An 11,828-nucleotide genomic window follows, 5' to 3' on the forward strand; every position below is an offset into this window, starting at 1 on the left:
CGTGTACATGCTCTCATTATTACACGTAACGTCGTCCAGGCAATCGGGAGTCGGGTGCACTATCCGGGGAAATTCGCAGACTCGTCGAAAAGCAGCCGTATCGGTTCTTCGAAGCCGGATACGAGAATCGCTTCACGGATTTGAATCTCGAATACGTCCAGACTGTCTCCGATCTGCTCGATCGTGTCGTCGTAACCGGGAATTTTGGCAACGAAAAAAGGCGCGGCTTCACGAACGCTGTACCGGCTGCGCTTGACCGTCGCTTGGTGCGAACGAACATGGGCAATGCCTTCGGCCGGAACGGTGGTGAACGCGATATTCGGATTGGCGGTCAGCTCGGCGACTTTGTCGTTTGTCCGGTCGGAAGCGAATAATAAAAGGCCCGGCTTTTGCGGATCCTGCACGAAATTCACGATACGGACATGCGGGATCTGATCGACGGAAGTGGCTAAACCCAATTTCTCGGTTTGTTGCAAAATCTTTTGATACAGGTGCAAGTTCGAAAGTTCGGTCATTAAAAAAACCTCCTCAATGAGTTGGACACCTTTCGAGCATAACGGATGATGTTGACAGCGGTATGGCAGCAATTCAAAATAAAGAAGTTGGCGAGTTGCTTAATAGATGAAAGAAGGAAAGCGGATGAGAACCGGACGGCTGGTTTCAACGGTGATGCTATTGTTGGAGAGGAAAAGGGTCGGGGCGCAGGAGTTGGCGGAATTGTTCGAAGTTTCCCGAAGAACCGTGTATCGCGATATCGAAGCCATTAATCGGGCCGGGATTCCTGTCGTTTCCTTCCCCGGTGTCGGAGGCGGATTCGGTATCATGGAACGTTACAAAGTGGATCAAAGATCGTTCACGGTTCCGGAACTTGTGGCGTTGCTTACCGGACTGGACGGAGTCGCTTCAGTGCTCGGCGGCGATGAGGTCTCGCATGCGCTCGCCAAAATCCAAAGTCTGATTCCCGAGCAGGCTGCGGCAGACCTGTTCCGGCAAGCGCAAAGCATGCGGATCGATCTGCGCCCGTGGAACGGAAACGACGGCAGTGCGTCCCTGCTCAAAATTGTTCAAAGCGCGATCCGGCAGCAACGGGTTGTCGTGTTCGATTATGCGGACCGCGCGGGAAGGACGGGCGAGCGGCGAGTCCGTCCTTATCGGCTGTTGTTCAAAGAACACCGGTATATGCAGGGATTTTGCTTGGAGCGGCAGCAATTCCGATTGTTCAGGCTGTCGCGGATGTCGGAGCTTAAGGTGACGGAAGAACAGTTTGAACAGACCGATAAGCCGCCGGAAGCGATGGACGAATTCGTGGAGCGGATGAGCCGAAACGAGTCGGACATCGAGCTGCGGGTAAGCGAAGAGGCTTTTCCCGCAGTGCGTGACTATTGCTCATGGGATCGGGTCGAGCGGGAAGGCAACTTTTATCGGGTGCGGTTTCCGTTTGTACCGGATGATGCGGGCTATCGCTTGTTGCTCGGCTTCGGCGCAGGCTGCGAATGCGTGGCGCCGAAGCCGGTGCGCGACGAGCTGCGAAAGCGTGTTGTCGCATTATATCGATTGTATGGAGAAGCGTGAGAGGAATAGGAGGAATACCGATGGCAAACGAACAAAAAGGGCCTGAGCGGTCGGCGGAAGAATTGGTGCAGCTTCAATTGGAGAACTACAACGCGCATGATCTGGAAGGGTTTCTGGCGGTCTATGCGGAGGATGCCAAGCTGTACAATCTGCTGGACGGAACGCTGATGGCAGAAGGTCGCGAAGCGATGCGGGAGCGTTATCGCAAGCGGTTTGCGGTAGATCAAGTACAGGCGAAGCTGGTGAACCGCATGGTAATCGGCAGCCGCGTGATCGATCATGAAGAGGTGACTCAGGCAGGCTCGGATCGCGTGCTTCAGGCAGCCGCGATCTATGAGACGAGCGAAGGATTGATTCGCGCGGCATGGTTCGTGAATGAGTAAAAAGACGCTCTCCTTGGGAGGGCGTCTTTTTTTGGGTGAGTTGAGGGGGAATGAAAAGAAATAGGTTTTAGTTTAGCATCGGGTTTCCTTTCATTCCTACCCACAGATCGGATTGTTCCAATTGTGTGGCGACTTGGAGTAGAAGGTCTTCGCGGCCTTTGGCCGCGATCATCTGGACGCCGAGGGGGAGGCCGTCTTCGGTCAGATGCAGCGGCAAGCTGGTTGCGGGTTGTCCGGTCAGGTTGGCAAGCTGGGTGAACGGGGTGAAGGCCAGGCTGCGCTCGAATATGTCGTACAGCATCCGGCGCTGTTCGTTGGCTGACAGTTCGCTGACGTTCATCCAGGGCGCAGCCGTCTCCGGCGTATGGGTAAGTTCGCCGACCCGAGGAGCGGGGAAGGCGGTCGCGGGCGTCACGTACAGATCGTAGCGGGCGGATAGTTCGGCCATTTGCGCGGCTGCCACGTCCCATTCGTTGAGACTGTGCACGAATTCGGCGGCGGATACGTTTTTGCCGGCTTCGGCGAACACCCAGGTGATGATATCGACTTCGTCCGGGCGGATCGCGCGCCCCAGCATCCGTTCCAAAGAGATGAACATGGCGGAGACTTCGCCTGCGTTCATGGTGTAGTAGTTCTCCATCAGGCGGACGCCGTTGACGGGGCTGAGCTTTTCTTCGACGTGATGGCCTTGATTTTCAAGCCATTTTACCGTCTGAAGCACGGCTTGCACGGCATCTTCGCTGACGGGCGATCCGACCGGCGAAGCGGTCGTGAAAGCAATCCGCAGCGGGCGCGAATGAGGCGCCAGCATGTCTCGGGCGTAGACGCCTGGGTACAGAGGCGTCTGGAAAGCGGCTTCCGGCTGCAAGACTTGCAGCAGATCCAGCAGCGCGGCGCTGTCGCGAACAGTGCGCGACAAGGCGAAGTCGATCGACGCGCCCTGCCATTGCCGGCCGACGCCGGGGCCGACCGGGGTTCTGCCGCGCGTCGGCTTGAGGCCGAACAGGCCGGTGAAGGAGGCGGGGATGCGGATCGAACCGCCGCCGTCGCTGGCGCCGGCGGCGGGCACGATGCCCGAAGCGATAGCGGCCGATGCACCGCCGCTGGAGCCTCCCGGGGAATACTGCGGATTCCATGGGTTGCGGGCAGGCCCGTGCAGCGTCGGCTCGGTGATGTTTTTCAAACCGAATTCGGGCGTGTTCGTATGTCCGAGCGGAATAAAGCCGCCTGCCCGAATGCGTGCGACATAGTTGGAGTCGCGGCTTGGGATGTTGTTTTGAAGTAACGCGGAACCGGACGTTAACGGTTCTCCGGCCAAAGCCTGCGAGATGTCTTTGAGCAGATAAGGCACGCCCGAGAATGGGCGGTCCGCGTCCGGAAGAGGAGCGGAAGCCGCTTCCTGAAGCGCAGCGGCTCGGCGTTCGCGCACCACGGCGTTCAGCGAGGGATTGACTTCGTCCATTCTGGCAAAGGCGGCTTCCGCCAATTCAGAGGCTGACACCTCGCGCTTGCGCAGCAGTTCCGCTAAGCCGACGGCATCGTATTGGACGTATTGTTCGAATTTCATGACAGCTCCTTCTTTCTAAGAAAAATTATAAAAGGACCGCAAAGCTTCCGATCGACCGCGTTCTTTCGAGTAAAAGCCAAGCGCTTTAAGCCAAAGTCGCGCTGCCTGAGATTTCGGCGTCTTCGCCCGTGTCGTAAGAGATTTGCACATTGTTGCGACCGCTCTGTTTGGCAAGATACAAGGCATCGTCCGCCATCTTGGTCAGCATTTTGAGCGGAAGACCGATCCGGGCTTCCGTCAGGCCGAAGCTGGCCGTGACGCTTACGGGACCGGCCGCGGTCATCACGGGACCGGAATCCAGCTCCCGCCGCACGCATTCGAGCAGCTTGAATGCGTCGTCGAGCGAGCGTCCCGGCATGCACAGCGCGAATTCTTCGCCGCCGTAGCGACCGAACACGTCTTTGTCGCCCAAGTAGATCTTGCATGCGTGCACGACGTGGCGGATGACGGTATCGCCTACGTCATGTCCGTACGTATCGTTGATCAGCTTGAATCGGTCGATGTCGAATAGCGCGATCGTCAGGGGTTCGAGCGTTTGCCAGGACTCGGCCAACAGCTTTTCGGAGCATTCGACGAAGTGCGTCCGGTTATAAATTTGTGTCATGCCGTCGTGAGTGGCCATCCGTTCCAGCTTGCGATGGAGCAGAACGTTCTCCGTCACGTCCAGGATAACAAGCGTGCGTCCTGCGTAGGTGCCGCCGCGCCGATGATGCACAGGCGAAGAGCGGGTGCGGTAATATCGGATTTCGCCTTTTTCCAGCCATTCGATCTGCCGCTCTTCGGCTTCAAGGAATCGCATGTCGGCATCTTCGGATCGGAGCTGTTTGCGGGGAAACACCTCTTTAGCCGCGGCACCGATCTGCTCGGGAGTCAGAAACGGAAACATCAGCGAAGCAGCCTTGTTGTAATCGGCGATTCTTCCGGCGGGATCAAGCACGATCACGCCGTCACGCATGCTTTCCAAAATGTTTTCGCGCACGACCGGCGTCGACGTCAGCATTCCCGCGGACAAAATGGACCAGCAGTACAGCAGGTTGGTCAAACTCATCGTGGCGGGAACAGGATCGATATGGTAAGGGGTCAGATTCATGATATAGATGAGGGAAGTTCCGATCGGAAGAAAAAGGCCGAGGAACATCGTCAAGGTCTGCTTGCGGTACACGTTGAGCGTCTGACGCATATGCCGAGCCAGCAGCCACATGCCGACCAAGCCGCATCCGAGCGTGTAACTGCCGTTGACGACATACCAAAAACCCATGACGAAATCGACGAGCGGCCACGGCGCGTCGGCGCGCAGTTCCATGCTCTGGTAGACGAGTCCGTGCAGATCGTTGGTCAGCATGAGGACGGAAGTGATCGCGGGAATCAATAAAATGCCGAACGCGGCGCGGGGCGTCGTCAAACGTTCGCGACCGACATAATGGATCACGACCAGAAGGTTCAGCGGCGAGATAAACGGCAGTCCCAGATACTCGAACGAAATCCAGAACTTGATTTTTTCCAATGAAGAGCTGGCAAGCTCCATCGAGCTGCCGAACGTATAAATCGCCGTCGCGACCGACATCAATACGAAGAGATGCATCCCCGAGAAGCGCGTTTTTTGAACGGAGCTGTATAGAGCAAGCAAAATGCTGAGCACGCCGGAAATGGCAAACAGGGCAATGAAAGTAGAGAAGGCGGCATTCATGAACGCAGAAGCTCCCGTCTATTAAAATAGTGATGCGCACGCCGAAATAGCATGAAAATCATAACACAAAAAAGCGCCGTAAAGGCGCTTCGCCGCAAAGGAAAAACGAAATTTATCCGTGTCTCCTGTTCATTTCCAGTATTCCAGCAAAGGACCGTTGTCTCCGTAGACGGGATCGGTGCGCGGGATTGGAACTTCGGCGATTTCTTGCATGGACGAAGCGTGCTTGCCGTCGTTTTCGTTCCTCGTATTGTAGTCCATTCCGTCCGGATATGCGCCCACGATTCGAAAATCGTCGCTTGCGGTGATTCGCTTATGGCCTGTGCCGGCAGGAAGCACGATCACATCGCCTGCTTTTAGGTCAAAAGATTTGCCGCCTTCCCCGCCTAATTGAATCAAGATTGAGCCATGCGTAACGCCGAGCACTTCATGCGTGTTGCTGTGGTAATGGGCATAGTTGAACACGCCATTTTCCCAACTGTTGCGCCAAGCATTGCCGTTGAATACCGATTCGCACCATTCGGGCTTATCGATCAAGGCTTCAGGGTATAAGATTACGGGCAGATTCGGGTTGTTGGGAATGCTCCCGTTGTCCTCGAAATAAAAGGTTTGCGCGCTGGGTTTTTCGCTCATTGGATACGTGCCTCCGTTTCCGTTCGTATGGCAATGATTACCCGAAACCGCAGGCGACTGATCGGCCGCGTTGCGAGAAAATCCACATTTTGCGGCAAAATCGTACATTTAACGGCTATAATAGCGGATATGCTGGCTGTAGCCGGACAAGGAACCCCGAGAGGAGTACCGAATTTGTTGATATCGAGCCTATTATCTTACATGACGGAGGAAAATCTGCACGAGTGGATGGAGCGCTTTCGCTCGTTGGGTCCGCTGCCGGGCATTTTCCTGACGTTTCTCAAATCATTTATTCCCCCTCTTCCGACTGCGGTCATTGTAGGGGTCAATGCCGCCGCCTATGGGCTGTGGTTCGGGTTTTTGTATTCGTGGATCGGCTTGATCGCAGGCTGCATGACGACGTTCCTGATCGTGCGCGCCATTGCGTCACATCCTTATTTCCTGCGCTGGGCCGAACGTCCGAAGGTGCAAAAAAGCATGGTCTGGGTTCGCCGCAACGCATTCAGCTTTGTTTTTATCTTAAGCATGATGCCGGCTGGCCCATTCGCTCTCGTCAACACCGCTGCCGCGATCGCCCGCATGCCCAAGCTGGCCTTTTTCCTCGCTATCGCGGGCGGCAAAGCGATCATGGTCCTGGCCGTATCTTACGTCGGCCACGACCTCGGCCGCTTCATCGAACGGCCGTACGAACTTCTTTACGTCGTGGCGTTTTTGGCGCTCTCTTTTTGGGGGAGCAGGAAGGCGGAAGCTTATTTCACTCGATCATCATCGGAGTGACGTGGACGAGGGGACTGCGGGGAGGGTCTGTTCCGGTCGCGTGTTGCATTCGGGAAGCTTGATGATATTTAAATGGAGGCTTCCCGAATGCAAAGGCGAGCGCTAACGCTCCTTCACAGACCCTCCCCTCCGTCCCAGTTCAGTCGCTCGCATGTGGGGGTTAGGTAGGGTAGGGCACCGTTTTCTTCATGGGAAAACGGTAAAGTGAAAATAAGGAACTTTTGAACGGCGCTCGTTTGCAACGCTGTTTTTTTTACCCTCCTTCGGCTTCGCCGGAGGATTCAGCCGATTGGCGGAAAAGGGAATGCAGTGAAGGAGCGTCAGCGTTCGCCTTTGAATTTGGGAAGCTCCCTCAGTCCAGTCTAATCAAAGCTTCCCAAATTCAACACGCGACCGAAACGGGTTCTCTTTGAAGCCACCCAGGCATGATCCCGCACGGCATTTTTTAAAGCGCTATCATCAGCGCGCCGTAGTAAGGTATAATCAGGCTTATCGAAGTTGAAATAGGCAGAGGGGGAAGAGGGATGGGCAAAAGGATCGAAATTTCCGAAAACGGTTTAAGCCTGGTGTTCGACGTAACGGAAAACAGGGACGTTCGGCTGCTGAACGGAGGCGTTTTGCCGTTTGAAGAAGGGCGGATCGAAGAAAAAGCAGAGCAGGGTTTTCGAGTGCTGGAAGTGCAACTTAGCGGGGAAGATCGGGACGAGTATCACGGGCGGAGCCATCGGGCGTCTTATCCGGGGCTGCGGATGAAATATGCTCGGCATTACGAGGAACGCAACGAGACGGGGCTGCTGTTCGCGTTGGAGATGAATGATCCGGCGACGGGGCTGGAGACGGTTTCTTTTTACCAGTTCCATGACGGGCTTGCGGTGTTCAAAAGCTGGACGGAGCTGCGCAACAAGGGAGCGGAGGAGCTGGGCGTGGAGTATGTGTCTTCGTTCTCGTTGAACGGATTGGCCAAAGACGGAGCGCTCGATCAGGATGACAAAATGAAGCTGCATCTAGCGCATAACGGTTGGCAAAGCGAGGTGCAATGGCGTTCCAATACGCTGCCGGAGCTGGGACTTGCGCATATGACGGATCGCAGCTCGAAACGGGTGAGCCTGAGCAATACCGGTTCTTGGGCGGCTGCCGAGCACTTGCCGATGGGGCTGCTCGAGAATGAAGAGGCCGGTACGACGCTGTTTTGGCAGATCGAGCATAACGGATCGTGGCATTGGGAGCTGCTGAATCAATTCGACCATCTATCGTTGCTTGCGAGCGGTCCGTCGGAGCACGATCACGGTTGGTGGAAAAAGCTGCTGCCCGGCGAGTCGTTCGTCAGCGTGCCGGTCGCGGTGGGCTTTGTGCGCGGCGGCTTTGAAGAAGGCATCGGCGAGCTGACCCGTTACCGCCGCGCCACGCGCCGTCCGAATACGGATAACGAGAAGCTGCGCATCATTTTCAACGACTACATGAACTGCCTGTGGGGCAATCCGACGATGGAGAACCTGCTGCCGCTGATCGACGCCGCCGCGGACGTGGGCTGCGAATATTTTTGTATCGACTGCGGTTGGTATTCGCCCGGCAAGTGGTGGGACGGCGTCGGCGAGTGGTTGCCGTCGAAGGAGCGTTTCCCGGAAGGCATCAAGCATGTACTGGACTATATTCGCGGCAAAGGCATGATTCCGGGACTGTGGCTGGAGATCGAAGTCATGGGCATCAACAGTCCGAAGCTTGCGGAGACGGACGATTCATGGTTCTTTATGCGTCATGGAAAAAGGGTCAAGGATCGCAGTCGTTACCAACTCGATTTTCGCAATCCGGCGGTTGTCGCGCATGCCGATGAAGTGATTCGCCGATTGGTTGAAGAGTATGGAGTCGGTTATATCAAAATGGACTACAACATCAATGCGGGCGTCGGGACGGAAACGGATGCCGATAGCCTGGGCGAAGGTCTGCTCGGGCATAATCGGGCGTATCTCGAATGGATCGACCGTACCTTTGCGACGTATCCGGAATTAGTCATTGAAAACTGCTCCAGCGGCGGGATGCGAATGGATTACGCGATGCTCAGTCGCCATAGTATTCAGTCGACAAGCGATCAGGAGGATTACGTGAAATACGCGCAGATTGCGGCAAGTTCGCCTGCCGCGCTGACGCCGGAGCAATCCGCAATCTGGTCGTATCCGCTGCGTGAAGGCGATGACGAGGAAGTCGTATTCAATATGGTGAACGCGCTGCTGCTTCGGGTGCATCAGAGCGGGCATTTGGCCGAATTGAGTGCGCCTCGCCGCGAGCTTGTCCGCGAAGCGCTTGATCTGTACAAGTCGATCCGGGGCGATATTCGCGAAGGGCTTCCGTTCTGGCCGCTCGGCTTGCCGAAGGTCGAAGACGGATGGGTCAGCTTCGGACTGCGCCGAGGCGGCAAGCGGTATGTAGCCGTATGGCGTATCGACGCGGAAGAGAGCGAAACCGCCCTCCCGGTATCCGGAATGATCGGCAAAGCGGCGGATTGCCGCCTGCTGTATCCGCAAGGAAAGCCGGGCGGAGACTGCGTCTGGGACGGCGAAGCGGGTGCGCTTAAGGTTCGTTTGGAAAGAATCAGGACCGCCCGATTATTCGAGGTCACGGAACGTTAACGATATTCGGGATATCTTCCCCGAACGGCAAAAAGACCACAGCCCGCATGCGCGGGGGTGGTCTTTTTATATGTGTTCGTAACCGCAGCCTTTATCAGCTTGTCAACTCTTAATAAGAGATTACGTTTTCCTGAAACACACACGCTTTAGGTACGAAATCTCAGGGGAGCGTAACCTTGCTTTTAGGGTTGACAAGGCAGAAGGCTTTGGCCGACGCCGATCGGCTCGACGTCGTTTGCTCGATGTAGGTCAATCCGTTAGGGTACGAGCGCACGAGCACCGTGCGTCGAACCGCCATGCTGCCTTTTCAACGTAAAAAGCAGCACGGTTTGCATGTCAAATGTAGGAGCTTCGCATTCGAAGCTTTAGTGTTTGTCTCTGTTTTTCACGTCGCCGATTTTATCTTGAACGGCACCTTTTGCTTTATCCGCTTTGCCTTCGGCTTGAAGACCCGGGTCGTTTTTGGCGTTACCGATTTGATCCTTGATCTCGCCTTTGGCTTTGTTTACGCCTGCTTTGATTTTATCGCCCAATCCGTTGTCTGCCATGATGAACAACTCCTTCTCTTCTACGGGATAAACTCACATGTGATGCTAGTTTATACTTACCCAGCCCCTTGGGGTTTTAAACGCCGGCAACTTAAAGCTCTCCTGTCTAATGAATGAGCGGGTCGGCAAAATCGATCAAGTCATCAATTGTTTTGATTGGACGCGGCCCCCCCGGAGAGTGCTATAATGATTCCAAATCCGGCATTTTGAGAAAATTGGAAACTTTTTGTCCAAGAGGCCAAACGAACGGTACGCATCCCCCGTTTTTCAATATAGAGAACGTTCCGGCACTTCGCAAACCGTTGCTCGCCTACTTCCTCTTCGGCACGAGAATCCAATCTGGTTGTCCTCACGATTATTCCCGATGGAGTTCCCGACTTCCTCGCTTCAGGAGCGATTGCGCTACCTATTTCGGCAATCCGATTACCGGCAGGCGCATTGCCTCTTCCCTATTTCCTTGGAAAGCAGGTGAATGACAAATGAAATATTCGATACAAACGGATCTGTGCCCCTCGCCCGCTCTTCGTGCGGCGGCCGATGACTTGCTGGCTCTTGCCGCAGGAGCGACACGGGCGGAGACGTTGTTTGTGGCAAAACGTACCGAAACCGGTATGCGTACCCTGATCGTGTGGGGCCGGGAGCATGAAGGAGTTCAGCCCGGGGAACTGTTGCTGCTGCAAGGTGATCCGGAACGCGGGATCACGGTTCCGCTGCCTTTCTCCTGCGGTCAGGAGCAGGGGATCATCGGAGCGCTGCGCGGCGGAGAAGCGTTAGAGGGTGATGCGGAAGCTTCCTTGAAGCGGACGGCTTCGGTTATTGCCCAGCTGGCCGAGTCGGAGCAGAAGAGCACTTCGCTCAAGCGGGAGGACGAGCTGCGCAAAAGCACGGAAACGGCTGAACGCTCCGCGCGCCATACCGGGGAGTTGCTTGCGATGATGGGACACGAGATTCGCACTCCGATGAACGGCATCGTGGCGATGTCCCAGTTGTTAAAAGAAACGGGATTGACCGAAGAGCAAAAGCAATATCTGAACATTATCGAAGACAGTCAGCAATCGCTCTTGGAGTTGGTCGGCAGCATTCTCGACTATGGCAAGCTTGAAGCTCGGCAGATGAAGCTGGAGACGGCTCCGATGGACCTGGTCGGCGCGTTGGAGGACACGGCGTATCAATTCGCAGCCAAGGCTGCTCAGCGCGAGGGGCTTGAATTGACGTTGGATTTGGATCTTGATCCTTCGCTGGTGCTGATTGGCGATGTGCGCAAGATTCGGCAGGTACTCAGCAATCTGGTCAGCAATGCCGTCAAATTCACTTCGTCCGGGGAGATTCGAATCATGGCGCGGCGCCTCGAAGGCGAGGGAGAAGATCGCGTCTGGATCGAGTTCTGCGTCCGCGATACGGGGATCGGCATTTCGGAGGCCGGGATCGGTCGACTGTTTCATGATTACGAGCAGGTGCATCGGCCGGATGAAGGAGACTACGGAGGCACGGGTCTGGGACTGTCGATCAGCAAGAGGTTGGTTGATCTGATGGGCGGCAAGATTTGGGCTGAAGGCAGAAAAGGTCAAGGGACTCTAATGACCTTTGTGCTGCCGCTTGAGTTGGAGCGCGAAGCCCATGCAGGCTTGACGGACACTTCTCATCTGCAAGGGCGCAGGTTGCTGCTGGCTGCGGCAGGTGCGGGAACGCGCCGTACCTTGTCCCGAATGGCTGTTCGACTAGGCCTGGAGGTGCGCGAGGCGACGAGCGGGTCGGAGGCGGCGCTGGCGCTGGTGCGAGAGGGGCCTTTCGATATGGTGCTGAGCGATTGGGACGTGCGGGAGGAAGAATCGCGGTTACTTGGACTTTCCGCCTCGAATTCGCCGGCAACGCCTTTGATCCTGTTGCTGCCGCTGGCTCATTCCAGCGAAGCAGAGCCTTCGAGCCGGACGTCCTTCGCTTACCTGACGAAGCCGGTTCGGCAATCCGAGTTATGCGAGGTGCTTAGGCTGGCATGCGGTCCGGCAACGGCATGACTTCTTAAAATCAAAAAGACCT

10 protein-coding genes are annotated in these 11,828 nt (G+C 55.9%); 5 read left to right on the forward strand and 5 right to left on the reverse strand.

The window, feature by feature from the left end; translation table 11 throughout:
- Positions 1 to 59: 59 nt before the first annotated feature.
- Complete coding sequence (locus SACSAC_RS12580; RefSeq protein ID WP_037286847.1) at positions 60 to 515, reverse strand: pyridoxamine 5'-phosphate oxidase family protein; 456 nt, start codon at positions 513 to 515, stop codon at positions 60 to 62.
- 124 nt (positions 516 to 639) lie between these two features.
- Here SACSAC_RS12580 and SACSAC_RS12585 point away from each other — a divergent pair, with 124 nt between their 5' ends.
- Together SACSAC_RS12585 and SACSAC_RS12590 are read left to right on the forward strand one after the other, a co-directional pair.
- Positions 640 to 1,572, forward strand: a complete 933-nt coding sequence (locus SACSAC_RS12585; RefSeq protein ID WP_037286850.1) for a helix-turn-helix transcriptional regulator — start codon at positions 640 to 642, stop codon at positions 1,570 to 1,572.
- A 20-nt stretch (positions 1,573 to 1,592) separates the two neighbouring features.
- A complete protein-coding gene (locus tag SACSAC_RS12590) occupies positions 1,593 to 1,955 on the forward strand; it encodes a nuclear transport factor 2 family protein (protein WP_037286853.1) in 363 nt (120 codons plus the stop codon).
- A gap of 67 nt (positions 1,956 to 2,022) precedes the next feature.
- On the opposite strand, the gene SACSAC_RS12595 is transcribed toward SACSAC_RS12590, so the two are convergent.
- From SACSAC_RS12595 to SACSAC_RS12605, 3 genes are all read right to left on the reverse strand, one after another.
- Positions 2,023 to 3,522, reverse strand: a complete 1,500-nt coding sequence (locus tag SACSAC_RS12595; protein WP_037286856.1) for an amidase — start codon at positions 3,520 to 3,522, stop codon at positions 2,023 to 2,025.
- Between the two features lie 85 nt (positions 3,523 to 3,607).
- The gene (locus SACSAC_RS12600; protein WP_037286859.1) at positions 3,608 to 5,209 is read right to left on the reverse strand and encodes a histidine kinase N-terminal 7TM domain-containing diguanylate cyclase; all 1,602 of its coding nucleotides are present in this window, start codon (positions 5,207 to 5,209) and stop codon (positions 3,608 to 3,610) included.
- Between the two features lie 129 nt (positions 5,210 to 5,338).
- Entirely contained in the window at positions 5,339 to 5,842 is a 504-nt protein-coding gene (locus SACSAC_RS12605; protein ID WP_037286863.1) for a cupin domain-containing protein, read from the reverse strand.
- Positions 5,843 to 6,016: 174 nt separating this feature from the next.
- Between SACSAC_RS12605 and SACSAC_RS12610 the strand changes: the two genes are divergently transcribed.
- Complete coding sequence (locus SACSAC_RS12610; RefSeq protein ID WP_037286866.1) at positions 6,017 to 6,619, forward strand: TVP38/TMEM64 family protein; 603 nt, start codon at positions 6,017 to 6,019, stop codon at positions 6,617 to 6,619.
- 524 nt (positions 6,620 to 7,143) lie between these two features.
- The gene (locus tag SACSAC_RS12615; protein WP_037286869.1) at positions 7,144 to 9,243 is read left to right on the forward strand and encodes a glycoside hydrolase family 36 protein; all 2,100 of its coding nucleotides are present in this window, start codon (positions 7,144 to 7,146) and stop codon (positions 9,241 to 9,243) included.
- Between the two features lie 365 nt (positions 9,244 to 9,608).
- Here SACSAC_RS12615 and SACSAC_RS12620 read toward each other — a convergent pair whose 3' ends face one another.
- Positions 9,609 to 9,791, reverse strand: coding sequence for a CsbD family protein (locus SACSAC_RS12620; RefSeq protein ID WP_037286872.1), 183 nt, complete (start codon positions 9,789 to 9,791; stop codon positions 9,609 to 9,611).
- Between the two features lie 479 nt (positions 9,792 to 10,270).
- Here SACSAC_RS12620 and SACSAC_RS12625 point away from each other — a divergent pair, with 479 nt between their 5' ends.
- Entirely contained in the window at positions 10,271 to 11,806 is a 1,536-nt protein-coding gene (locus SACSAC_RS12625) for a hybrid sensor histidine kinase/response regulator (RefSeq protein ID WP_037286876.1), read from the forward strand.
- Positions 11,807 to 11,828: the final 22 nt, after the last annotated feature.

This window comes from Saccharibacillus sacchari DSM 19268 (assembly GCF_000585395.1).
GTDB lineage: Bacteria > Bacillota > Bacilli > Paenibacillales > Paenibacillaceae > Saccharibacillus > Saccharibacillus sacchari.